We start from the raw sequence: 22,422 nt of genomic DNA on the forward strand, positions 1-22,422 counted from the left end.
AATGAGTGCGGACGACGAATCGTTCCATCCACTCGGGAGTGAGTGGGAAGGTCAGATGGAAGAGATGCTCGAGGACACCGAATACGACACGGACCTCGGGATGGAGATGGCCAAAGACGCGATGGCCGTCACCAAAGGCGACCTCTCCGAAGCCGAATTCCACGAGAAGTACCACGACGACGTGATGGCGGAGTTCGGCGAGGACGAGCGTCCGACCCAGGAGGCCTACGAGGAGGCCAAGGCCGTCGAAGAGGGAACGTTCTCCCGGATGCTCGAGAAGTTCGACGGCGACGGCGAAGAGGATCGCCGAAACGTCATGAAGAAGATGGGCGCTGGTGCAGCTTTCCTCGGGCTCGGCGCGTGGGCGACGGTCGACGAACCCGATGCGGACCCGGAACCGTCGATCGCGGCCGCCCAGGAAGAAGACGACGACGATGGTCTCCAGTGGGGGATGACCATCGACCTCGAGCGCTGTGACGGCTGTCTCTCCTGTGTCACCGCGTGTGCCGACGAGAACCAGCTCGACTCGGGCGTCAACTGGATGTACGTTCTCGAGTTCGACGATCCGGACAACGAGGAAGGAACTGAATCCTCGCTCGCCCGTGCGGCCGGTCCGGCCGCGAACCGTCTCGTTCGCCCGTGCCAGCACTGTACGGATGCCCCCTGTGAGAAGGTCTGTCCGACGACGGCCCGTCACACCCGTGATTACGACGGCCTCGTCCTGACCGACTACGACGTCTGTATCGGCTGCCGCTACTGTCAGGTCGCCTGCCCGTACGGCGTCAACTACTTCCAGTGGGACGAGCCGTCGGTCTCGACCGACGACATCGCCGACCACTACGAAGAGATGGGCATGGGCGACCACATGACCGACGACCGCGGGCGCTGGGTCGACAGCCGCGCACCGCGTGGGGTCATGAGCAAGTGTACGATGTGCCCGACCCGACAGGACGAGCACATGGGCGCGGACTTCCGCGGCACGACCGCCTGTATGGACGCCTGCCCACCGGACGCCATCCAGTTCGGGAACGTCAACGACGACCTGAGCGACCCGACGAAGTACCGCCGCAACCCGAGCCGCGGTCGTACCCTCTCGGCGCTCAGCATGCCCAGCCCAGACACCCTCGAGGAAGACCTCGGAGACGCCGACGCCGACCTCGAGTCGGTGCTCGAGGCGACCGAGGAACTCGACGAGGAGACGCTCGCGCTCATGCTCGCCGTCGAGATGACCGGCGAACACATGGGCGAAGCGCCAGAGGACGAACAGAGCATGATCGCCGAGTACGAGCAGGAAGTGCTCGATGCACTCGAGGTCCTCGAAGATCACGGCCTCGACCTCGAAGACGAGGAGTTCCTCGCCGAACTCGACCTCGACGGCGGCGAATCCGACGCTCAGATCGTCCTCGAGCGCTTCGCCGGGGCCCCGTCCTCGAGCTACCAGCTGCTCGAAGACATCGGCACCAACCCCAACATCCAGTACCTCGGCAACGAGCCCGGTCCGCGTGCCGAACAGCGCGAGCCGACCGGTACGGGTGCAAGCTACGAGCAGATCTCCTACACCACGGTCTCCGGTGAGGACATCGACCTCGCCGACAACCGCAAGGACGTTCTCGACGAGGGTACCGTCGGCTGGACGGGTGGTTCACTGTGAGCACCAAGACCCCCACCGAAGCCGACATCCTGCGACCGATTCAGAACACCTCGAAGAAGTACTTCCTGCTGTTCGGTGCCGCATCGCTTGCCTTTGCTATCTTCCTCGTGGGCTGGCTCTACCAGCTCCAGCAGGGGATGATCGTCACCGGTCTCTCCGACTGGGGATCCGGTGGCGGTGTCACGTGGGGACTGTACATCGGCGCGTTCATCTGGTGGGTCGGGATCGCCCACGGAGGGATCATCCTCTCTGCGGCAGTCCGCCTGCTCGGCATGGACCGTTACATGCCGGTTGCACGACTCGCAGAGATGCTCACCCTCGCTGGCCTCTCGGCGGCTGGCTTCTACATCATCGTCCACATGGGCCGTCCCGACCGGATGGTCACCAGCATCGTTGGTCACTACTACATCACGGTCAACAACTCGCCGCTCGTGTGGGACGTGACCGTCATCACGGCCTACTTCGTGTTGACGGCGACGTACCTCGGGCTGACGCTCCGGTACGACATCACCCGACTGCGTGACCAGTTGCCGGACATGTTCGAGCCGGTTTACAAGATGATGACGATCGGCTACTCCGAGAAAGAAGACGAGGTCATCGAGCGGATGGTCTGGTGGGTCGCCCTCGCGATCATCATCATGGCTCCGCTCCTCCTCCACGGCGGTGTGATCCCGTGGCTGTTCGCCCTGCTGCCGACCTACCCGAGCTGGTTCGGCGGCATCCAGGGGCCGCAGTTCCTCACGATCGCGCTGACCTCCGCAATTTCCGGCGTGATCATCGTCTCCTACGCGTTCCGACGCGCGTACGACTGGGACCACATCATCACCGACGACATCTTCCGTGGCCTGTTGCTGTGGCTGGGCTTTTTCTGCCTGCTGTTCCTCTGGCTGCAGCTCCAGCAGCTCACCACGGGTAACTTCTTCCCGCCGGTCGACGCCCAGCCGTCCTCGGCGTCGAAGCTCTCCCACCCGATGTACGTCGTCCCGATGTTGATGGTCTTCGGCGTACTCGCGTTCATCTTCGCGACGGTCCTCCGGCCGTCGCTGTTCACGAAGGCCCGCGCCATCGGCGCTGGTGTCCTCGTGCTGATCGCGACCCTCGTCGAGAAGACCTACTTCGTTCTCTCGGGCCTGTGGTACCCAACGTTCAGCATCTACGAGGCCACCCCCGGAGACTACTTCCCAAGCTGGATCGAGCTCTCCTCGATCCTGGGAACTATCGGCATGGTGACGCTGTTCTTCCTCGTGCTCGCCAAACTCGTGCCCGTGGTCGAACTCCACGCGATCGAACACCTGCGTGGCGACCACGGCCACGGTCACGACGAGCCAACTGACAGCGCAAGCGAGCAGGAGGTGAAAGCATGAGCCTGAGCGCAGCCGCACTCGAGTCCGTGCTCTACGCCGGCGTCGGCGGCACCGAAGGCCTGACCGGCTTCCCGAACATCGGGACCTACCTCATCTTCGGGGTTATCCTGGTGCCGGTGTACACGATGATCGTCGCCTGGTTCGTCGGCGAACCACGAGACACCAAGACGGCCGTCATGGGCGTCGTCTACCTCGTCGGGATCACTCTCGGCATGTGGGTGCCGATGTTCTTCCTGACCGTCATCATCGGCATCGTCTTCTTCGGCGGCGCGCCGGAGCCGATCAGTTCACCCGGTCCGTAACCCGGCCCACTGATCGACTCCAGCAACCGTACCCGAGCTACCGTTGGGACCTCGTCCGAACGCACGTGGTCCGCACTCCGTTCGTTCACCGATCCGATTTTCCGTCCGCTCTCGAGTGAGTCTCTCCTATAGCGTGCCTGCGTTCCCACGCACCAGCACCACCCCGGTACGAGGTGGAGTCGGCCAGCATGAGCCTCACAGCGGATCTCGCGATGGTTCTTTACCATGGCTACGAGGGGACGGCGGGCCAGACTGGCTTCCCGAACACGGGGACGTGGTTGATCTTCGGCGTCGTCCTCGTACCGATCTACGTGATGGTCATCGCCTGGTTCACCGGCACGCCTCGAGACACCAGGACCGGGCTGATCGGCGTCACCTATCTCGTCGGACTGGTGACGTCGATGTGGGCGAGTATGTTCGTATTGACCGTCCTCATCGGCATCGTCTTCTTCGGCGGCGCGCCGGAGCCGATCGGCCCGACGGGACCGACCTGACGACCTCCCGCACGACGTACGAACCATCACACGTATCCCGTTCGCCGACCAACTGATAGCCTAACGTAGACCTCTATGAGTATCACCGAGCACGAACTCAAGATTAGACTCGAGGAGATCGAGGACCCCGACATCGGCGAGGACATCGTCACCCTCGGGCTGGTCAACGACGTCGTCATCGAAGACGAGACCGCCCGGATCTCGCTGGCGTTCAACGCGCCGTACGCGCCCTCGGAGATGGAGATCGGTGGCAAGATCCGCGAACTGTGCGACGAAGTCGGCCTCGAGGCGGACCTGCGAGCACACGTCGGCGAGGAACACGGCTTCGACGATACCGTCTTGCCCCGCGTCCGCAACGTGATCGCGGTCGCCTCCGGCAAGGGTGGGGTCGGCAAGACCACCGTCGCCGCGAACCTTGCGGCGGGTCTCGAGAAGCGCGGTGCGATGGTCGGTATCCTCGATGCCGACATCCACGGACCGAACGTCCCCCGCATCTTGCCAGTCGAGGGCGAACCGGGCGTGATGCCCAACGAGGACATCGTCCCGCCGCGCTCGGACGGCGTTCGGGTCATCAGCATGGGCTTCATGATGGAAGACGAAGACGACCCGGCGATCCTCCGTGGCCCGATGGTCAACAAGTTCATGCTGAAATTCCTCGAGGGCGTCGAGTGGGGCCGACTGGACTACCTCGTCGTCGACCTGCCGCCGGGGACGGGTGACGCGACGCTGAACCTCCTGCAGTCGATGCCGGTCACGGGTGCCGTCGTCGTCACGACGCCACAGGAGATGGCGCTCGACGATACCCGGAAAGGCGTCCAGATGTTCCAGAAACACGACACGCCCGTCCTCGGTGTCGTCGAGAACATGAGTTCGTTCGTCTGCCCGAGCTGTGGCGACGAACACGGTCTGTTCGGCACCGAAGGTGCAGACGGCATCGTCGACAACTACGACGTCCCGCTGCTGGGTCGCATCCCGATCCACCCCGACTTCGGAGCCGACGGCACCTCTGGGCCGATCGTCAAAGACGACGACAGCCCCGTCCAGGAGCACGTCTCCGACCTCGTCGCAGAGATTTCTAACAGCGTCGGCGAGGCCAACCGCCGGACGGTCGCCGAGAACACCTCCGACGAACCGTTCGACACTCTCCCGACCGAAACCGAGGACTGAGGCCCGGGCAGTTTTCTGCGGTATCGAACTCGTCCAGCCGACGTCACCGGCAGGTGGCTTTAGGTCCCTCCACGGTCGAGTTCCCGGTATGGCACTCGACGAATACGCAGCCGCAATCGCCGACCTCGAGCCCGATGCGGGCGACCTCGAGTCGACGGAACTGGTCGTCACCGACGACGTCCTCGTGAAGGCGTTCGCACTCGGGCCGGGGGCGGAACTCGAGGCGCACGAACACGGTGACAGCACGAACGTCTTCCACGTTCTCGAGGGGACGGTGACGGTCATCAGGGATGACGAGACCGAGGACGTCGAGGCACCGGGTGTGATCCGGCACGACCGCGGCGTGGCTCACGGTGCACGAAACGAGACCGACGAGCCGGTCGTCTTCACGGCGTCACTGTCCCCCATGCCGGGGTCGGGGTAAGTTCGCCTCGCTCGATAGCCCGGGACGTACCGTCGTCCGTGAACTGGTTCTCCCGCCGCTCTGTAGCGCGATCCTACCGCGTTCGAGCGGCGGCGACGTCCCGATTTCCGGAGTGTGCGGTCGTCGAGCGCGCGTTCTGGTTGTAGGCCCGAGTTCCGGCCGACCGGAACTCCAGGCTCGTCCGTGATCGCGTGGCACCCGGAGTGCAAATGGTGCGGTTAACAAAGCGACCGGAGTCGCGTACCCTCGAGTCGGGAAACCACATGGAGGGTGCTGACGAACCGGACGTCGACGATGCTGGCTCGCGTGGTGGCGTCGATGGCGATAGCGGTGCTGGTGCCGGGACCGACAGCGATGCCGACGCCGGTGCCGGTCCCGGCGCTGCTCCCGGCCCAGATTCGGGTGACGGACCCGGCTCGGGTCCGGCGGCAACGGGCGGTGTTGATTCCGGACCTGCTGGCCCACACACGCTCTGGACGGTCCTCACCATCGCGCTCGTCTTGCTCGCCTTCGGCGCGACCGTCGCGCTCGTCGCCCCCGAGTTCCTCGCGACACAGGATACCCAGTCACAGGACACAAACGAGGCTCTCGAGGTCGACGACGACGCCCTCGAGTCGGCCGCGGATGGGGTCGCCGATGACGACGGCGACGACGTGGCAGAGAACGGTCTCGAGACGGCGACGGTCGCCGACGACGACGGCGACGATGGAACCGAGAGTGACGACGCGGAATCGGCTGCCGATAGCGACGATGCAGCCGACGCCGAGGAGGACGACGGAGACGACGTTGACGACTCCGACGGCGAAGACGACGACAGCGGGTTCTTCGACACCCTGTTCGGGGACGATTCGGACGACGAAGCCGAGGCGGACGAAGATGATTCCGACGGGGACGAGGCCGACGACGAGGCTGATGAGCAACAGGACACCGTCGACGAAGACGGTGACGGCGGTCCGTTCGATGACATCTTCAGTGACGATTCGGGCGACGAGTCGGAGAACGAATCAGCAGACGAGGGCCCCGGTGACGGCCCGCCAGACGAGCCCGGTGACGGCCCGCCAGACGAGCCCGGTGACGGCCCGCCGGGTGACGAGCCACAGGGCGACGGCCCGCCAGACGAGCCCGGTGATGGTCCGCCAGGTGACGAGCCACAGGGCGACGGCCCCGATGGTGAGGGACCGCCCGGGCAAGACCCGGGTGACCAACCGGGTGCCGACGGTGAACCCGACGACGAAGACGGCGCTGCCGAGACGGGTCCGGTCGAGGACGACGCCGAGGAGGCTGACCCGGTCGACGACTCCGGCGGCGAGCCTGCCGGTCCCGGTGACGACTCCGACGGCGGGCTCTTCGACGATGGCCCCGACGACGACGGCGTCGCAGACGACCCTGCGGAGGACGTGATCGACGGCATCGACGAGGTCCTCGAGGACGCACTCGGCTGAGGGACGCGCCACGCGAGACGCTTCTCCGGGCGATCCCGTCTGTCCGGCTGTTGCTCGAGTGTGGTCCTGAGCCCGCTCGAGGTGCGGACGAAGGGTTCGACGGGTTCGTATCGAAGATATTTCAATAGATATAAATCTCTACTTGGTGAATAAGAGCCCGGAAGTCAGCTCCGAGCCGACGCGGGGACGTGCGCCGAAACGTCCCAGGTGTAAGGGCACCTGAGACTGGCTTCCATAGCGACCTATGCAAGCCATGTTCCAGTTCCTGCTTCCGAAATATAAACGTCTCGCACGACGAGCGTATCGCTTCCTGATCGACACGGTCCTCGACGTCGGCGGGCGACCAGCCCGGCCGCTGTTTCGGGGATACGCTGCCGTTCGAGAGCCACCAGCAGTCGGTGACCCCGAGCGCCTGCGACCTCGCCAGCGCGGAGATGGCCGGCGACCACACGGCCACCGGAGGCGACGACGATGAGCGGTGGCTGTTTCTGGGCCGACGACCCGTTCGCGCTCCCCGAAGACGACCCGGACGCTACCCCATGTCCAACCTGTGGGACGCCGATCGAGGCTCTCGGGACCGCAGACCCGGACCAGCACGTCGCAGTCCCCTGTGGCTGTCCGGTTCCGGGTGACGTCCTCGAGGGGTAGTCTCGACCCCGCTACCCAGAAACGACCGACACGGTGTCTCGTTTCGATGATGGGGTCGGGGTGACGTCTTCATTCCACCGACAGGAAAACGCTTCCGCCACTTGTTCCACGTCCGACGTCGTCAGGCCAGACCGTCACTCGAGGCCGATGTGGTTTTCACGGCAGGTCACCGAGTAACGGGTGTGTTTACGACCGTCGGAACCCTCCTCGCGGGGGCGGTTTTCGGACTCGCACTCGCGGCTCCACCGGGGCCGATGAACGCCATCATCGCCGAGGAGAGCGTCCTCCGGGGGTGGCCCGCGGGCTTCAGGGCCGGCCTCGGGGCGATGGCTGCGGACGTCCTCTTCTTCGTGGGGACGCTCGCTGGCGTCGTCACCCTCGTCGATCGCTACCCGCCGGTGCGGCCGGCGCTGTACCTCGCGGGCGGCCTCCTGATGCTGTACTTCGCCGTTGGGGCGGTCCAGGAAGTACGGGCGGCCGCGTCGTTCACCGACGGCGGCACCACCACGGGGTCGGGCTTCCGGAAGACCTTCGCGCTCTCGCTGACCAATCCCTACCAGATCGGATTCTGGGTCACTGCTGGTGTGGGCCTGCTCGAGGCCGGTCGCCTCGACGTGTTCTCGTATCTCCCGGCGGTCGGTGAGGCGCTGGCAGGGACGCTCGTCGTCCAGACCGGGTCGCCGACGCTGTTGCTCGGCTTCTTCGCCGGGATCGCGATCTGGATCGTTACCTATCCGGCCGCACTGGTCGCCGCAGGGAGGCGCGTCGACGCCATGGCACCCGTCGTCGCCGCCCTGAGCGCGCTCGTGCTGGTCGGCTTCGGCCTGCTCTTCCTCGGGATGGGACTCGTCGCGGTGGCGTGAGTCGCCGTCGGAGTTCCCCCCTCGAGTCAGGATTCTCGACGCCCGAGCCCCCGCTCTCGGCCACACCTCACCGGAACTGTGGGATGATCTCCTCCTCGTAGAGTTCGATCGCGCGGTCTTCCTCGGGTCCGATCTGGTGGAAGTAGACGTGGTCGTAGCCGGCGTCGATCGCAGTCTCGATGCTGTCGACGTGGACCTGTGGATCGGGCTCGGTGATCGTCGCGGCGTCGGCGACGTCTTCGCGTTCGACCATCGACGCGGCCTGTGCGAAGTGGGCAGGCGTCGGGAGTTCCTGGGCGAGTTCGCCCGGCAACGAGCCGTTCGGCCAGACTTCGAGAACGGTGTCGATGGCCTCGTCCTCGCTGTCGGCGTGACAGCCGTGCAGTTGCGTGTATCGCGGCCCCTCGCCACCGGCGTCCTCGAAGGCGTCGACCACCTCATCTTTCGGCCCGGACGACCAGAGCCCGTCTGCGTTCTCGGCGACCCAGTCGGCGGTCTGGGGACCGAACGCGCTCGCGATGGTCGTCGGCTGCTCTTCGGGAACCGTGTACAGCCGGGCGTTCTCGACCGTGTAGTGTTCGCCGCGGTGACTCGTCGTCTCGCCGGTCCAGAGGTCGCGCATGACTCCCATCGCCTCGTCCAGCATCTCGAGGCGGACGTCGTGTTCCGGCCAGCGCTCGCCCGTGACGTGTTCGTTCAGGTTCTCGCCGGTGCCGACGCCGAAGGTGAAGCGGTCGCCGAACAGTTCGTCGACGGTCGCGACCGCGTGGGCGACGTTCACCGGGTGAATGCGGATCGTCGGACACGTCACTCCGACGCCGACGTCGATCTCGTCGGTCGCCTCGGCGATCGCCCCGAGGGTCGACCAGACGAACGGCGACTCGCCCTGTGCGGAGATCCACGGGTGAAAGTGATCGGAGATCGAGAGGAAGTCGAAGCCCGCCGCCTCCGCCCGGCTGGCGATGTTGACGAGGTCGCCTGGTGGATGCTCTTCGCTCGAGAGGGTATAGCCGAGTTCGACCATGCAGGAATCCTCCACGGTCCGTGGGGAACCGGTTTGGCCTGCACCGGCAACACGGCCGCCGCGGGGCGGTGCGATCGTTCCGACCCGGAATCGCCGTCAGTCGGTCACCTCGAGCATCGAGACGCGCCAGCGATCGGCCTCGGTCAGGTCCGGGAACGGGGGCTCCGGCTCGAGCGGGCGGACGGCCATGAACGTTGGCGTCGTGAACCGTGAGAGCAGGGTGAGTCGCGAGCTGACGAAGCCGAAGCGCCGACGCACGCGTGCCGGGAGCGTTCCGTCGGTGACGGTGAGGACGCTCTCGTCGGCGGCGTCTGCGACGACCGCGGCGAGCAGGTCGTCGAACGCGTCGTGGTCGACGCCTATCGGGAGCGCATCGAAGAGGTGGACCGTTCCGTCGCCGTGGTCGCGGGTGACGACGGCCGCGACGGGGTCGTCGTCCTCGCGAGCGAGATAGACGGTGTGCTCGCAGTCGGGTGCGTCACAGAGCCAGCGGTAGTACGCAGCCTCGCGACGGGCGTGCAACCGGTCGGGGACGTGCGATTCGTACAGCGACTCGAGGACGTCGACGGGCGCTGTGGGATAGCGCTCGATCGGGTGCGATCCGCTCCCACCGACGACCCGGTCGGCCGCCTTGCGAGCAACCTCGAGTCCGACGGAGAGAAGCCGGTCGAACCCTCCCGATTTCGGACTCGAGCCGAGGGCGTCTGGACGGTGGATCCGGTAGGACGTCGAGACGATGCCGACGGCCGACCAGCCGAGCTTTTGCTGGGCGCCGAGGGAGGCCTCGTTCGGGAAGTTCAGGAAGAAGGCGGGATCGCCGTCGCTGTAGCGGTCGATTGCGTGTTCGGTAATCCGTGTGTACAGCCCCTGCCGGCGGTGGTCGGAGTGGACGACGGCGTCGACCGGCTTGCGCGCGAGGACGGTCCGCTCCCCGCGGCGAATCCGACAGGGAACGTACCCCTGCACGGCGACGATCTCGCCGTCGCGTTCGGCGAGCGTGATCGGGACCGGTGAGTCGACGGGATCCTCGCGGTACTTCCAGTCGAACCACGCCGCACGCGGCCGGTCGCCCCACTGGGTCGCGAGCAGGTCGAGGATGCCCTCGCGGTCACCGGGCTCGAACGATCTGACGACGTACGGCTCCGCCGACTCGGAGCGAGACTCGAGTGCCATTTTTCGGTGACGCGACGACGACGGTCTTCGTTATGGGGCCGGCGGCCGGTCCTAGGCCGAGGTTTCGACGAGAAACGGTCGACCGCAGGTCGACGATCAGTCGTCCGCCGCGTCCGGCACCTCCGCTGGCGTCGTCAGCCCCTCGAGCGGCACCGACTCCGTACCGGTGGTTTCGCGAGTGATGGACTCCATCTGGGCTTTCGCCGCTTCAGGGTCGGTCACCCAGTCCTCGTAGAAGTCGAACGGACAGGCGGCCTCGCCGTCGCCCAGTCCGGCGTCTTCGGTCGAGGTGTATCCCCGGTGGAGGAGTTTGTAGAGGTGATTCTGGCTCTGCCAGTTTTCCCGTGCGTCCCTGATTGCGGAGACGGAGAGTTCGGCGTACTGCCAGACGTCAGGTTCGGCTCCACAGGACCCGAGGACGCGCCCGTCGAAGCCGACGAGGTTCGAGTTGCCGAAAAAGGAGTAGACCTCGTCCTGACCGGCCATGTTTGCGACGGCGACGTAGGAGGTGTTCGCCCACGCGGCGTGGCGAGCGACGAGTTCCTGTTGCTCGGCGGCGGGGTACATGTAGCCCTGACAGCGGACGATCAACTCTGCACCCTTGTAGGCGCAGTCACGCCAGATCTCCGGGTAGTTGCCGTCGTCGCAGATTATCAGGCTGATCTTCAGGCCCTTCGGTCCCTCGGTGACGTACGTCTGGTCGCCGGCGGTCCAGCCCTCGACCGGGCACCACGGGATAATCTTGCGATAGACCTGCCGGATCTCGCCGTCGTCGTCGATGAGGATGAGGGTGTTGTACGGGTTCCGGTCCGGGTGCTCAACGTGTTTCTCACCGGTCAGCGAGAAGACGCCCCAGACGCCGTGTTCGCGACAGGCCTCCGAGAAAATCTCGGTCTCCGGACCCGGAATCTCCGTCGCGAGGTCCATCATCTGGTCTTCGTCGTAGTTGATCCCCTGCGTGCTGTACTCCGGGAAGATCACCAAGTCGACCCCCGGTGCCCCCGCTTTGATCCCCGCAATCTTATCTGCCAGATTGTGACACTGCTCGAGTACCTCGGCTTTAGTCTCCGGGCTCGGCGCATCGGTCTGGTGAACGGCCACGCCGACGGTGTCAGCCGACGACGAGATGTCTCCGTGTCTCATTGTGCGATCGTGACGTGGCGAATACGACTCAAAAGTGTTCTTCTTATACAATAGTCGTCCATCTAGGAAACATCTACGGCCCAATGGTGCTAGATCATTACTCGATTGTTTTCTCATTCGTAGATATCTATGACGTGGTCGTCGCAACATTCGGACACGGTTGTAGATCACCACTGTTCGAGTGAGACGTTGCTACGTGCAGGCCGAACGACGATTGCCGCCCGACCGCTACCTGGCTCGTCGTTCTGTCCGACCGTCCACTCGAGTCCCGTCCACCGGGCCATCGAGCGCGGGAATCGAACCGCTTACCCGCGCCCGGTCGATACCGGGTCGTATGGAAGCCGAAGCCGTAGTCGAGGCCCGGGGACTCGAGAAAGCGTACGGCGAGACGGTGGCGCTGTCGGGGGCGTCGCTATCGGTCGAGCGCGGGGAGGTCTTCGGCCTGATCGGTCCGAACGGGGCCGGGAAGACGACGCTGGTCCGCGCACTGACGGGAACGACAGATCCCGACGCGGGCACGGCGTCGATCCTCGGCGAGTCGCCGACCGCGGTCGAACGGGACCGACTCGGCGTACTCCCACAGGACTTCTCGCCGCCGGATCGACTCACCGCACGCGAACTGCTCGAGTACTACGCCGGACTGTACGACGACCCGCGTGACCCGGCCGACGTGCTCGCCGACGTCGGCGTCGTCGATTCGGCCGATACGTGGTACGAGAACCTCTCGGGCGGCCAGCAGCGCCGGGTCTGTGTCGGCTCGACGCTGGTCAACGACCCCGACGTGCTCTTTCTCGACGAGCCGACGACCGGCATCGACCCGGCGGGCCGACGAACCGTCTGGCGACTGATCGAGGACCTCGCCGCCGCCGGAACGACCGTCCTCCTGACCACCCACGACATGGCCGAGGCCGAACGACTGGCCGATCGCGTCGGCCTGCTCGCAGACGGCGCGCTCGTCGCCAGCGGTACCCCCGGCGCGCTCGTCGCCGAGTACGGCGGCGCGAGCCGGCTGACGATCGAGACCGACGCTCCCCTCGAGGCGCTCGCCGATCTCGAGTTCCCGGTCGAGGCCGTCGAACTCGGTCGTCGACAGCGGTCGGTGGCAGACGCGTCCGACACCCAGGACTCCGAAGGCGGCGCGAGCGATGGATCGACCGATCGCGGTGCCACCGGGAAGTCGACGGCATCGCCGGAGGCCTCCGGGACGGGTGCGATCGTGGTCCGTGGCGTTACGCCCGGCGAGATCGCCACCGTCGTCGACTTCCTCGAGGCAGAGGGAATCGAGTATACGGGGCTGTCCTGGAGTGAGCCGGACCTCGAGGACGTCTATCTGTCGCTTGCCGACGAGACCGAGCGTGATCGCACGCGACAGGTCGGCGAACCCGATACCGCGCAGGCAGGTGAGACGGCGTGAGCCGCGTCGGACGCGTGCAGGCGGAGGTCGGCGCTGGCTGGCGATCGTTCGTCCGGCGCCGGACGGCCGTCTTCTTCACGTTCTTCTTCCCGGCGATCCTGATCGTGATCTTCGGCGCGCTCGTGCGGACCGATCCGGGAGAAGGCGGCCTGTTCGCCGAATCGGCGGCCTGGTACGTCCCGGGCTATCTCGCGACCGTCGTGCTCTTTACGCCGTTTTCGCGGATGGGCAGCGAGGTGGCCCGCCACCGCGAAGGCAACCGATTCGAGAAACTCGCGACGACGCCGGTCTCGCGCGGGGAGTGGCTGGCCGCCCAGACGATCGTCAACGCCGCCATCATCGGGCTGGCCTGCGTGTTGATCCTCGCGCTCGTCGTCGCGCTCACAGGTGCCGAGATCATCTACTCGCCGTGGCTCGTTCCCTACGTGCTGATCGGCGTCATCTGTTTCTGCGGCATCGGCTCCCTGCTCGGCAGTTACACCGACTCACGGGACGGCGCCGTCGCCGCCAGCAACGCCATCGCCTTGCCGCTTCTGTTCCTCTCGGAGACGTTCATCGCCCTCGACCAGCTGCCCGACTGGTTCGATCCGCTGGTGAACCTCTCGCCGCTGACGTACTTCTCTCGAGGGGTTCGGGCAGCGACCTATCCAGAGGCGAGCGTGCCCGCCGTCGCTGGCGTCGATCCGATCGTCGCCAATCTGGCGATCCTGTCGGTGCTCGCGGTCGCCACGTTCGCCTTCGGCGCGTGGTCGATTCCCCAGACCGACTGATCGACCGACTCGAGCCCCTTTCTGTCACTCTCAGTCACTCTTCTTCGGCGTCGACGGCCGGCAGCGTCAGGTAGAACGTCGACCCCTCGCCCGGCTCTGACTCGACCCGAATCTCGCCACCGTGACGTTCGACGATTCGCTCACAGAGTGCGAGGCCGATTCCGCTGCCGGGGTGTTCTTCGACGCCGTGGAGCCGTTCGAAGAGTCCGAAGATCTGCTCTGCATCGCCGGGATCGATCCCGATGCCGTCGTCCTCGACCGCGAGTTCCCACTGTCGGCCCTTGCGGTCGGCGGTGACCTCGATCTGGGGTGGATCCGCTCCCGCGTACTCGATCCCGTTCGCGAGGAGGTTCTGGAACACCTGTCGCAACTGATTGCCGTCACCGAGGACCGTCGGGAGCGGCTCGACCACGACGTCTGCGTCTCGCTCCTCGATGCAGACCTCGAGGTCGCGGCGGACGTCCGCGAGCACCTCATCGAGGTCGACCGGTTCGAACGGCGCTCCGCGGGACTCGACCCGAGAGAACTCGAGGAGGCCGTCGATCATCGCCCGCATCCGGTCGGCCCCGTCGACGGCGTAGGCGAGGAACTCTCGCCCCTCCTCGTCGAGGTCGTCCTCGTACCGCTGTTCCAGCAGCGTGAGGTAACTCGAGATCATCCGGAGTGGCTCCTGCAGGTCGTGAGAGGCTGCATGGGCAAACTGCTCTAAGCGTTCGTTCGACTCCTCGAGTCGCTGTTCGTACTCCCGGCGGTCGGTGACGTCCTGAGCCATGAGCATCCCGGCGAACACCTCACCGTCTGCGTTGCGAACGGGAATCGTGTGGACGAGCAGATCACGGTCGTCGTGGGTCAGTTCGAACGAATGCGACTCGCCATCGAGGACCGCCTCGAAGATCGACTCGAGTGTTCGGCGCTCGTTTTCCACGTCGTCGCCGACCTCAACGGTCGGATTGGCGACCTGTCCGTTTGCCACCCGCTCGACGGTCGCCCCGCCGGCAGACTCGCCGGGGGCGATCGTACAGTCGTCGATGTACTGTCCGCCGGCGAGGGTGTACTCCAGTTCCTCGTCGAAGAGTGCGACGACGCCGTTCGGGAAGTGATCGACCAGCGTCCGGTAGCGCTGTTCGCTCTCCTCGAGTTTCCGCTGTCTCCGTTTGCGCTCGGTTACGTCCCTGACCACGCCGATCCGTCGTTTCTCGCCACTCACGTCGTCGACGTGTTTCGTGACCGTCGCCTCGACGACCAGTGACTCTCCGTCGGCCGTCTCGACCTCGGCCTCGAGTTTGCCCCCACCCTCTTCGGCGAGCGAGCGAGCCCGCTCGACGACGTCGTCGTCGACGATCTCGGAGGCGTGTCTCCCCACCAGTTCCTCCCGGGAGAACCCGGTCAATTCGACGTACGCCTCGTTGACCATCCTGAAGTAGCCGTCGTCGTCGACGGTGTAGATACCGTCTTCGACCGTCTCGACGATCGTCTCGTATCGCCCGAGCGTTCGATCGCGTTCCTTGCGCTCGGTGACGTCCCGGAAGTACACCGACAGCCCCGTCTCGGAGGGATACACCGACACCTCGAGCCAGGCCTCGGCGACCGGCGAGTATTCCTCGAACGTCACCGATTCCTGTGTCTCCATCGCCCGGCGATACTCTCGTTCGAACCGCGAGTCGACCGCGCTCGGAAACGCCTCCCAGACCGACTCACCGTGGACGTCTTCCCTGTCGACGCCGAGTAACTCCGCGGCCCGCTGATTGACGTAGGTGAACCGCCAGTCGGTATCGAGTGCGTGAAACGCGTCGGTTACCCGGTCGAGCGTCTCCTCGAGTTCGATCTCCAGATGCTTGTGGTCGGTGACGTCCTGCAGGGCATAGACCGCGCCGTCCAACTCTCCCTCGTCGTCGAACAGCGGTCGACAGTGCATCGAGAGCCACACGCGCGTTCCGTCCGGCCGCTCGAGGCCGAGCACGTCGTCGTAGACCGGTTTCCCCGTCTCCTCGACGGTCGTGAACGGAAGGTCGTCGGTCGACAGCGAGTCACCCGATTCGTCGACGAGATCCCAGCGCTCGTCGCCGTGGACGTACGTTCGAAGCTCCTCGAGGGACTCTCCCAGCAACGTCTGTGCTCGCTCGTTGGCGTACTTCAGGGCACCGTCTGCGTCGACGAGCGTGATCCCGATCGGACTCGCATCGAGAATCTCGTCTCGCCGCCGTTGCTCGACCGTTCGCGCCCGGCTCGACCGGTCGCGTTCGACCGCGCCGGCGACGACGGTGGCAACGTTGCGAAGAAACGTTCGTTCGTCCCGGTCGAAGCGACGACCGGATCGGCCGTAGGTCTCGAGAGCACCCAGCGCGTTGCCGACGCTTCCGAGCGGGACCGCGATGCCACCGCCCCCGTCGAGCGTCGCGTCCGGTTCCGTCCTGGTTCGGTTTCGCTCGCCTGCGCCCGCCCCGGCGACCGCCAGCACACGTCCGGAACCGCCCGGTTCGAAGCACGTGATGACACAGGACGACGTCCCCAGCGTCGCGACGACGGCCTCCGCAGCGTCGTCACAGAGTGACTCGAGCGGTGCGCCCTCGAACGATCGATCGCCAAGCTCGGCGACGACCTGCTGGGGCGAGTCGCCGTCGAACACGTCTGTCGCGGCGGTGCGGTTCGCCGGGGCGGGCGGAGCCATTTCGATGCTGTAGACGAAGCCGGCCGTAAAACCTTTCGCCGATCAGTGTTCGATCGTCGGCGGTTCGTCCCGGCCGATGTGAATTTCGTGGGCTTCGACGTCTTCGAGTGCGGCCACGCGCCCACCGACGGAGACCGTCTCGCCGTCGTCGGTCTCGACGGTCAGCGACGCGACCTCCTCGCTGACCTCGAAGGAGACGTCGAGGACGCGCCCGCGGACGATCCGGGTACCGCCGACCTCGACGTCACGACCCTCGATCGTCGCGAAGAACTCTCCGCCCTCGTCTATCAGGTCCTTCACGCATCGGCGGATGGAGGCGTACTTCCGCGGGAACGGCCTGCTCGCACCGTTCTCGCCGAGGGTTCGCTCGGCCGTCGTCCACAGGACCGTGCCGAAGAACCCGGACACGAGGAAGCCGAGTGCCGACCGGTTGAAGATCACGCCGTAGCGATCCTGATCGTCGCGCAGTGCGTCCTGCGTGGCGTACACCGAGTAGTTCCCGTCGGCGACGGCGACGACCGGCGTCGTGATCCCGCGCCGGGCGCGCGCGGAGGTCGCCACCTCGAGGTAGTCGAACTCCTCGGGGTCCGGTGCCTCCGAGGCTGGCGTCACGATCAGGTCGACGCTGACGCCGTCGTCGACGGCCGCGGCGAGTTCGTCCTCGAAACGGACCAGGAGGTCGGGCGTCAGTGACAACGAGAGTTCGAACGCGGCGTCCTCGATGACCTCCTCGAGGTAGCGGAGGATCGTCGACCGGGACTTCACGAGCGAGACGGCCTCGGTCTCCCGGGCCGGTGCCGTGTAACGAACCTCGAGTTCGTCGATCATCTGTTCGAGTGAGGACTGGACGTCGTCGAACGCTTCGGCAGGGTCGATCGCGACGACTTTCATCGGGCGGGATTCGCGGAGTTCGACCAGCCCGCGGTCGCTCAGGCTGCGGACGGTGTCGTAAACCCGGGGTTGGGGGATATCCGTCCGGTCTGCGATCTCGCTCGCCGTCAACTGGCCCTGTTCTAAGACCGTGAGGTAGGCGTCGATCTCGTACTCGCCGAGGTTGAACCGATCGCCCACCCGCTCGACGGTCGAGCGCAGTTCGTCTGGTGCCATGGCTCACCTCACGGTCTCGACGAATAAATGATTTATTATGGCTCGAGTTGCACCCGTTTTCGAAATCGGGTAGTTATCTCCCTGGCGAGAAGTGACGGTTCTCGACGGGGCTGCTGGGCGTCGGCGAGACGGTTCGTTCCCCGCCGGGTGAGGTGACTCGAGCGGTCAGAACCCTTAACCACCACCCCCGTGAGTCTACCCGCATGGCCGGCCTCCCGCTCGTGACCACCGAGGACCCCACTGGAAACGGGGAAGAAGAGGCCATGGAATGGCTCCCCGGCGGGCTGCCGGAGCCCACCGAATTCGGGATCGCGTTCGTCGTCCTCGTCATCGGCTGGTTCCTCTCGAAACTCGTCGTCAGACTCGCCGGCCGGACCGTCGCCCGACGAATCGAGCGACCGAGCGTGACGCGATCTGCCCTGCGAGGAATTCGGGCGACGGTCCTGGTGATTACGCTCGCGGTCGTCGCTGCCATCCTCGGCTTCAGCGGAACGAGCATCCTCCTGTCGGTGACCGTCATCTCCGCGGTCGTCGCCGTCGTGCTCGCACCCCTCGTCGGAAGTTTCATCAACGGCCTGTTCGTCCTGGCCGACCAGCCCTACGAGATCGGCGACATGATCGAGATCGTCGACGAAGGCCACCGCGGATTCGTCGAGGACATCACGATCCGCTACACCAAGATCTTCACCCTCGAGAACACCTTCATCGTCATCCCGAACTCGGAAATCCAGCAACGCGACGTCGTCAACTACTCCGCCGAAGACGAGCGAACACGCCTCTCGATCACCTTCGAGATCACTTACGAGAGCGACCTCGAAGCGGCCCGCCGCGGAGCTGCACGTGCCGCCCGGCAGGTAGACAACGTGATCACCGGCGGTCCGGAGATCCGCATCGGCAGCGCCCGGTACCCCGCCTCACCGACCTGCACGGTCGCCGAGTACGCCGACGACGGAATCGTCCTCGAGCTGTACGTCTGGCTCCAGCATCCCTACAACCAGACGCGAGACCTCTCTGCCGTCCGAACCGCCGTCCGCGAGCGGTTCCAGTCCCTCGACGTCGAATTCGCTTACCCCCACCGCCACCACGTTTTCGACGAGACCAGCGGCGTTCCGGCGCTCACCGGCGACGGCGGCGAGTTCGTCGATGCCCCTGCCGACGCCGCCTCACCGTCCGGGTCCGATTCCGACCTGAGCCGGAACCCAGACGCAGACGCAGAATCGAATCCCGACTCGACCTGAGACGGGCTCCCATCGACGGGGCACAGCCGTTGCGTTTTATACGGTCTCCGCCCGAACTCGAGACGACTCCCAGATGTACGACGACATCCTCGTTCCCACGGACGGAAGCGACACCGTACCCGAAACGCTCGAGCATGCACTCCCGATCGCCGAGGACAACGACGCGACGATCCACGCACTCTACGTCGTCGACAGTCGGATCACCACGGCCGCAAAAGACGTCACCGACCTCGAGACGTCGCTCACCGACGAAGGCGAAGCCGCCGTCGAGGCCGTCGAGCAGCGAGCCACAGACGCCGGCGTCGACACCGAAACGGACGTCAGAAACGGCACACCGGCAAAGACCATCCTCGAGTACGCAGACGAGCAGGGAATCGACCTGATCGTCATCGGAACCCGGGGGAAGAGCCCGCGCGAGAAGGTCACCTCGCTCGGAAGCGTCTCCGAGCGCGTCGTCGACAGCGCGTCGGTGCCGGTGTTCGTCGTCCGCGACGCCGGAACCTGAACGGTCCCGACCTCGTGGCGCGGAGACACCGATCAGGCCGGCTTGCTCTCGACGGTGATCACTTCACACTCGAGGTGATCCCGGAGATATCGGTCGATGTCCGGGTTATCCGTGAATCGCCGGAACAGCCGGCGGACCCTGCTCGCCTCTTTGTTTCCGATCACCACCGCGTCGGCTTCCTCCGCGGCGACTTCCTCTAGGATGCTCTCTTCGACGAGAAAGCCAGATCGGACGACGTACCGGGCGTTCTCGAGGGTTCCAAACGACCGTTCGACGGCCTGTTTGAGGTCGATCCGGGTCACCTTCTTGCCCCGCTGGTAGAGATTGACGTGGAGAATCGTCAACGTCGCGTCACGCTCGCGGGCGATCTGGATCGCCTGCTCGAGCGTTCGCCGAGAGTGTCTCGTTAGTGGATATCGAACGGGGACCACGACCAGCGCCATTATCCTCTCGAACGATACCCGCCCGGGTAAAGGTTTCAGTCGGGGCTGGTCGTGAGTAAGCAACCCATACGCGCACACGGCGCGCCGTTATAGCCGCCGGGCGCTCGCGGGCGACCGTCGTCCAGTCCTCGACGATCCGGGACAGACAGTCATTTACTCTGCGCGACGGTACGTCCCCCCATGCGATCGATCTCGACTACGGACGGAACGGAGATCTACGTCTCCTCGGCCGACGGCGTCAGAGGCTCGGATGGACCGTTCCTCGTCGCCTACGAGTCACCCGCCGCCGACCGACGCTACGGCTGGTTCTGTACGAACTGCGAGAGCGTCGACAACGCGATGGACGCGATGGGCCGCATCAAGTGCAACAACTGCGGGAATTTCCGAAAACCGACCGAGTGGGACGCAGCCCACGAGTGAGCCAGTTCCTCGAGTCAACTACCGACGCTTCGACCCGGATTTGGTATCTAGTGGCACCGTCCTGTAACGCGCCATTACTCCACCGGAGACCGGGAGGCGGGCGACCAATTGTTCAGAATCTCTCCAGACTAGTTGATCCTTCGTCCTATTTGCCGCCAGATAGTCGGTCGAGTGGCAACCTTTATGATGTCCCGGTGTGTATAGACGTATCGAATGGGTCCTGTTAACATGCGACTGGTCGAGCAGGCTCGGTCGATATTCGCAGACCTGGGATACACCGTCGAAGGAACCGGCCCGGCATTCCGCGCAGAACGTGCCTGGAAGGTCGTCCACGTAAATACTGTCCTCGAGAACGAGACGCTGCCACCGGCGAGCGCCGGCAGTGGACAGTTCCACTGCTTCGTCGCTCACCCCGACGACGCAGACGACCTCGAGGCCCGACTCGAACGGCAAAACCCGGGATACGAGTGGGCGATCATCGTCGTCGACGGTGAAGACTATCAGGTCGAACGGGCCCCGCCAGGACCGCGCGTCTCGGCGTAAGTCCGAACTACCGTTTTCGACGCCAGAAAAACAGCAAACGAGCGTCAGCGCTCTTCGAGCGCCCGCCGCGTCGCCGTCACGCCAGCACCGGGGTCGACGTCCGCACCCATCGACTCGAGGACGTCACCCAGCGCCGTCACCACGTAGATTACGTTCTCCGGGCGTGCCGAGTGGCCCATACAGCCGATGCGGAAGATTTCGCCGGCCAGATCCCCGAGGCCGCCGGCGACCTCGAGGTCGTAGCGCTCGAGGAGTTCGCCACAGACCTCACCGTCGTCGATTCCCTCGGGAACACGGACGGCGTTCAGGCTGGGCAGCCAGTACTCGTCGGGGGCGTTCATCTCGAGGCCCATCGCCTCGACGCCCGCCTTCAGGCCACCGGCCAGTCGTTCGTGACGAGCCCACCGCTGCTCGATCCCCTCCTCGGCGACGAGACGTAGCGCCTCGCGGATCGCGTAGACGTTCGTGATCGGTGCCGTGTGGTGATAGGAGCGTTCGTCACCCCAGTAGCCCTCGAGCAACGAGAGGTCGAGGTACCACGAGCGTGGGTCTTCCTCACGCGAGAGGACCTTCTCCATCGCCTCGTCGGAGAGCGTGAGCGGGCTGGCACCCGGCGGGCAGGAGAGACACTTCTGGGGACCCGAGTAGGCGACGTCGATCCCCCACTCGTCGACGCGCAGTTCCACCCCCCCGAGGGAGGTGACGGTATCGGCGATCACGAGCGCGTCGTGGTCGTGAGCCGCCGCAGTGAGGTCGGCGACGTCGGGCTGGAGCACGCCCGTGCTCGTCTCGGCGTGGACGAAGCCGAAGACGTCTGGGTCGTGGTCGGCCAGCGCATCGGCGACGTCGTCGGGCTCGAGGGGTTCGCCCCACGGAGCCTCGACCTCGACGACCTCGCCACCGGCGCGCCGGGCCATCGAGGCCATCCGGCCGCCGAAGTAGCCGTTGGTCGGGACGAGCATCGTGTCGCCGGGTTCGACGACGTTGCCGATCGCCGCCTCCATCGCAGCGGAACCGGTTCCCGAGACCGGGATCGTCCACTGGTTGTCGGTCCGGAACGTGTACCGAAGGAGTTCCTGAACCTCGTCCATGATCTCGACGAACGAGGGATCGAGGTGGCCCACGAGCGGCGTACTCATCGCCCGTAACACGCGTGGGTGAACGTCGCTCGGGCCCGGTCCCATCAGCGTCCTGTTCGGCGGCGTCAGTTCGTCGATCTCCGAAACGTCGATCGCGTCGTCGGCACCTGCCATACCCCATAGGTGGTATCGGATCCCTCAAAAGCGTTCACGAACACCGCTCAGCGACGCCGGCTCACGTCGAGCCGATCGGTTCGCGCACGGTCGGTTCAAAATCAGTGTCAGTTACTATCACTAGGCATATATTGAAGGGCGTCGCCGTGGTAGTTCGGCGGGCAATGGTCTTCAAGAAGATCACCCTGATCGGCACCAGCACCGAAAGCTTCGACGACGCCGCAGACGACGCCATCGACCGGGCCGAAGCGACCCTCGAGAACGTCTACTGGATCGAAGTCGACGAACTCGGCGTCGAAATCGCGAGCGCCGAGAACCGCGAGTATCAGGCCGAAGTCACCGTGGCGTTCGAACTCGAGGACTGAT

The 22,422-nt window shown here is 65.4% G+C and carries 23 protein-coding genes and 1 pseudogene; 16 read left to right on the forward strand and 8 right to left on the reverse strand.

Going from position 1 to position 22,422, the window contains the following annotated elements; genetic code table 11:
- The first annotated feature begins 1 nt into the window (after window position 1).
- The 9 genes from B1756_RS00380 to B1756_RS00415 all read left to right on the forward strand — a co-directional run bounded on the left by B1756_RS00380 (window position 2) and on the right by B1756_RS00415 (window position 8,355).
- A complete protein-coding gene (locus tag B1756_RS00380) occupies window positions 2-1,651 on the forward strand; it encodes a 4Fe-4S ferredoxin N-terminal domain-containing protein (protein ID WP_086886744.1) in 1,650 nt (549 codons plus the stop codon).
- Window positions 1,648-3,015, forward strand: coding sequence for an NrfD/PsrC family molybdoenzyme membrane anchor subunit (nrfD, locus tag B1756_RS00385; RefSeq protein WP_086886745.1), 1,368 nt, complete (start codon window positions 1,648-1,650; stop codon window positions 3,013-3,015). Before B1756_RS00380 ends, nrfD begins: the two co-directional genes overlap by 4 nt.
- Window positions 3,012-3,317, forward strand: coding sequence for a hypothetical protein (locus tag B1756_RS00390; RefSeq protein ID WP_086886746.1), 306 nt, complete (start codon window positions 3,012-3,014; stop codon window positions 3,315-3,317). Before nrfD ends, B1756_RS00390 begins: the two co-directional genes overlap by 4 nt.
- 188 nt (window positions 3,318-3,505) lie before the next feature.
- Window positions 3,506-3,811, forward strand: coding sequence for a hypothetical protein (locus B1756_RS00395; RefSeq protein WP_086886747.1), 306 nt, complete (start codon window positions 3,506-3,508; stop codon window positions 3,809-3,811).
- Window positions 3,812-3,886: 75 nt separating this feature from the next.
- A complete protein-coding gene (locus B1756_RS00400) occupies window positions 3,887-4,978 on the forward strand; it encodes an Mrp/NBP35 family ATP-binding protein (RefSeq protein WP_086886748.1) in 1,092 nt (363 codons plus the stop codon).
- An 88-nt stretch (window positions 4,979-5,066) separates the two neighbouring features.
- Window positions 5,067-5,402: a cupin domain-containing protein gene (locus B1756_RS00405; RefSeq protein WP_086886749.1), complete on the forward strand. Its 336-nt coding sequence runs from the start codon at window positions 5,067-5,069 to the stop codon at window positions 5,400-5,402.
- A 263-nt stretch (window positions 5,403-5,665) separates the two neighbouring features.
- Window positions 5,666-6,844, forward strand: a complete 1,179-nt coding sequence (locus B1756_RS00410) for an ICP22 family protein (RefSeq protein WP_086886750.1) — start codon at window positions 5,666-5,668, stop codon at window positions 6,842-6,844.
- Between the two features lie 471 nt (window positions 6,845-7,315).
- Window positions 7,316-7,492 carry a hypothetical protein gene (locus tag B1756_RS19290; RefSeq protein WP_161493133.1) on the forward strand — a complete coding sequence of 59 codons (177 nt, stop codon included), beginning with the start codon at window positions 7,316-7,318 and terminating at the stop codon, window positions 7,490-7,492.
- Window positions 7,493-7,674: 182 nt separating this feature from the next.
- Window positions 7,675-8,355: a LysE family translocator gene (locus B1756_RS00415; protein WP_086886751.1), complete on the forward strand. Its 681-nt coding sequence runs from the start codon at window positions 7,675-7,677 to the stop codon at window positions 8,353-8,355.
- Window positions 8,356-8,422: 67 nt separating this feature from the next.
- On the opposite strand, the gene B1756_RS00420 is transcribed toward B1756_RS00415, so the two are convergent.
- The 3 genes from B1756_RS00420 to B1756_RS00430 form a co-directional block, all read right to left on the reverse strand.
- Window positions 8,423-9,379 (reverse strand): TIGR03557 family F420-dependent LLM class oxidoreductase, encoded by a 957-nt coding sequence (locus tag B1756_RS00420; protein ID WP_086886752.1) that lies wholly within the window; start codon window positions 9,377-9,379, stop codon window positions 8,423-8,425.
- Between the two features lie 96 nt (window positions 9,380-9,475).
- Entirely contained in the window at window positions 9,476-10,552 is a 1,077-nt protein-coding gene (locus B1756_RS00425; RefSeq protein WP_086886753.1) for a GNAT family N-acetyltransferase, read from the reverse strand.
- 96 nt (window positions 10,553-10,648) lie between these two features.
- Window positions 10,649-11,695 carry an aliphatic amidase gene (locus B1756_RS00430; protein WP_086886754.1) on the reverse strand — a complete coding sequence of 349 codons (1,047 nt, stop codon included), beginning with the start codon at window positions 11,693-11,695 and terminating at the stop codon, window positions 10,649-10,651.
- A gap of 334 nt (window positions 11,696-12,029) precedes the next feature.
- On the opposite strand from B1756_RS00430, the gene B1756_RS00435 reads away from it, so the two are divergent.
- The gene (locus tag B1756_RS00435) at window positions 12,030-13,109 is read left to right on the forward strand and encodes an ABC transporter ATP-binding protein (RefSeq protein WP_086886755.1); all 1,080 of its coding nucleotides are present in this window, start codon (window positions 12,030-12,032) and stop codon (window positions 13,107-13,109) included.
- On the forward strand, window positions 13,106-13,879 hold the full coding sequence (locus B1756_RS00440) for an ABC transporter permease (protein WP_086886756.1): 774 nt from the start codon (window positions 13,106-13,108) through the stop codon (window positions 13,877-13,879). Before B1756_RS00435 ends, B1756_RS00440 begins: the two co-directional genes overlap by 4 nt.
- Window positions 13,880-13,913: 34 nt before the next feature.
- Here B1756_RS00440 and B1756_RS20325 read toward each other — a convergent pair whose 3' ends face one another.
- The 3 genes and pseudogenes from B1756_RS20325 to trmB form a co-directional block, all read right to left on the reverse strand.
- Window positions 13,914-15,350, reverse strand: a complete 1,437-nt coding sequence (locus tag B1756_RS20325; protein ID WP_479687232.1) for a sensor histidine kinase — start codon at window positions 15,348-15,350, stop codon at window positions 13,914-13,916.
- A 33-nt stretch (window positions 15,351-15,383) separates the two neighbouring features.
- Window positions 15,384-16,547: pseudogene (locus tag B1756_RS20330) on the reverse strand (PAS domain-containing protein); the annotation flags it as partial.
- A 42-nt stretch (window positions 16,548-16,589) separates the two neighbouring features.
- On the reverse strand, window positions 16,590-17,654 hold the full coding sequence (gene trmB, locus B1756_RS00450; RefSeq protein WP_086886758.1) for an HTH-type sugar sensing transcriptional regulator TrmB: 1,065 nt from the start codon (window positions 17,652-17,654) through the stop codon (window positions 16,590-16,592).
- A 263-nt stretch (window positions 17,655-17,917) separates the two neighbouring features.
- Between trmB and B1756_RS00455 the strand changes: the two genes are divergently transcribed.
- Both B1756_RS00455 and B1756_RS00460 read left to right on the forward strand, forming a co-directional pair.
- Window positions 17,918-18,892 (forward strand): mechanosensitive ion channel family protein, encoded by a 975-nt coding sequence (locus B1756_RS00455; protein ID WP_228434641.1) that lies wholly within the window; start codon window positions 17,918-17,920, stop codon window positions 18,890-18,892.
- A gap of 73 nt (window positions 18,893-18,965) precedes the next feature.
- Complete coding sequence (locus tag B1756_RS00460; protein ID WP_086886760.1) at window positions 18,966-19,397, forward strand: universal stress protein; 432 nt, start codon at window positions 18,966-18,968, stop codon at window positions 19,395-19,397.
- Between the two features lie 32 nt (window positions 19,398-19,429).
- Here B1756_RS00460 and B1756_RS00465 read toward each other — a convergent pair whose 3' ends face one another.
- Window positions 19,430-19,840, reverse strand: coding sequence for a universal stress protein (locus tag B1756_RS00465; protein WP_086886761.1), 411 nt, complete (start codon window positions 19,838-19,840; stop codon window positions 19,430-19,432).
- A gap of 180 nt (window positions 19,841-20,020) precedes the next feature.
- On the opposite strand from B1756_RS00465, the gene B1756_RS00470 reads away from it, so the two are divergent.
- Both B1756_RS00470 and B1756_RS00475 read left to right on the forward strand, forming a co-directional pair.
- Window positions 20,021-20,260 carry a DUF5816 domain-containing protein gene (locus B1756_RS00470; protein ID WP_086886762.1) on the forward strand — a complete coding sequence of 80 codons (240 nt, stop codon included), beginning with the start codon at window positions 20,021-20,023 and terminating at the stop codon, window positions 20,258-20,260.
- Window positions 20,261-20,488: 228 nt separating this feature from the next.
- Window positions 20,489-20,803, forward strand: coding sequence for a DUF7116 family protein (locus B1756_RS00475; RefSeq protein ID WP_086886763.1), 315 nt, complete (start codon window positions 20,489-20,491; stop codon window positions 20,801-20,803).
- Between the two features lie 44 nt (window positions 20,804-20,847).
- On the opposite strand, the gene B1756_RS00480 is transcribed toward B1756_RS00475, so the two are convergent.
- Window positions 20,848-22,056, reverse strand: a complete 1,209-nt coding sequence (locus B1756_RS00480; RefSeq protein ID WP_086886764.1) for a pyridoxal-phosphate-dependent aminotransferase family protein — start codon at window positions 22,054-22,056, stop codon at window positions 20,848-20,850.
- 164 nt (window positions 22,057-22,220) lie between these two features.
- Here B1756_RS00480 and B1756_RS00485 point away from each other — a divergent pair, with 164 nt between their 5' ends.
- Window positions 22,221-22,421, forward strand: coding sequence for a dodecin (locus B1756_RS00485; protein ID WP_086886765.1), 201 nt, complete (start codon window positions 22,221-22,223; stop codon window positions 22,419-22,421).
- The last annotated feature ends 1 nt before the right edge of the window (window position 22,422 follow it).

Origin of the sequence: Natrarchaeobaculum aegyptiacum (assembly GCF_002156705.1) — an archaeon.
GTDB lineage: Archaea > Halobacteriota > Halobacteria > Halobacteriales > Natrialbaceae > Natrarchaeobaculum > Natrarchaeobaculum aegyptiacum.

Excerpts from the sequence above, each read along its gene's own strand:
- B1756_RS00380 (WP_086886744.1), top strand. The coding sequence starts at position 2 with ATGAGTGCGGACGACGAATCGTTCCATCCACTCGGGAGTGAGTGGGAA.
- B1756_RS00390 (WP_086886746.1), top strand. The coding sequence starts at position 3,012 with ATGAGCCTGAGCGCAGCCGCACTCGAGTCCGTGCTCTACGCCGGCGTC.
- B1756_RS00395 (WP_086886747.1), top strand. The coding sequence starts at position 3,506 with ATGAGCCTCACAGCGGATCTCGCGATGGTTCTTTACCATGGCTACGAG.
- B1756_RS00400 (WP_086886748.1), top strand. The coding sequence starts at position 3,887 with ATGAGTATCACCGAGCACGAACTCAAGATTAGACTCGAGGAGATCGAG.
- B1756_RS00405 (WP_086886749.1), top strand. The coding sequence starts at position 5,067 with ATGGCACTCGACGAATACGCAGCCGCAATCGCCGACCTCGAGCCCGAT.
- B1756_RS00410 (WP_086886750.1), top strand. The coding sequence starts at position 5,666 with ATGGAGGGTGCTGACGAACCGGACGTCGACGATGCTGGCTCGCGTGGT.
- B1756_RS19290 (WP_161493133.1), top strand. The coding sequence starts at position 7,316 with ATGAGCGGTGGCTGTTTCTGGGCCGACGACCCGTTCGCGCTCCCCGAA.
- B1756_RS00420 (WP_086886752.1), bottom strand. The coding sequence starts at position 9,379 with ATGGTCGAACTCGGCTATACCCTCTCGAGCGAAGAGCATCCACCAGGC.
- B1756_RS00425 (WP_086886753.1), bottom strand. The coding sequence starts at position 10,552 with ATGGCACTCGAGTCTCGCTCCGAGTCGGCGGAGCCGTACGTCGTCAGA.
- B1756_RS00430 (WP_086886754.1), bottom strand. The coding sequence starts at position 11,695 with ATGAGACACGGAGACATCTCGTCGTCGGCTGACACCGTCGGCGTGGCC.
- B1756_RS00435 (WP_086886755.1), top strand. The coding sequence starts at position 12,030 with ATGGAAGCCGAAGCCGTAGTCGAGGCCCGGGGACTCGAGAAAGCGTAC.
- trmB (WP_086886758.1), bottom strand. The coding sequence starts at position 17,654 with ATGGCACCAGACGAACTGCGCTCGACCGTCGAGCGGGTGGGCGATCGG.
- B1756_RS00455 (WP_228434641.1), top strand. The coding sequence starts at position 17,918 with ATGGAATGGCTCCCCGGCGGGCTGCCGGAGCCCACCGAATTCGGGATC.
- B1756_RS00460 (WP_086886760.1), top strand. The coding sequence starts at position 18,966 with ATGTACGACGACATCCTCGTTCCCACGGACGGAAGCGACACCGTACCC.
- B1756_RS00465 (WP_086886761.1), bottom strand. The coding sequence starts at position 19,840 with ATGGCGCTGGTCGTGGTCCCCGTTCGATATCCACTAACGAGACACTCT.
- B1756_RS00470 (WP_086886762.1), top strand. The coding sequence starts at position 20,021 with ATGCGATCGATCTCGACTACGGACGGAACGGAGATCTACGTCTCCTCG.
- B1756_RS00475 (WP_086886763.1), top strand. The coding sequence starts at position 20,489 with ATGCGACTGGTCGAGCAGGCTCGGTCGATATTCGCAGACCTGGGATAC.
- B1756_RS00480 (WP_086886764.1), bottom strand. The coding sequence starts at position 22,056 with ATGGCAGGTGCCGACGACGCGATCGACGTTTCGGAGATCGACGAACTG.
- B1756_RS00485 (WP_086886765.1), top strand. The coding sequence starts at position 22,221 with ATGGTCTTCAAGAAGATCACCCTGATCGGCACCAGCACCGAAAGCTTC.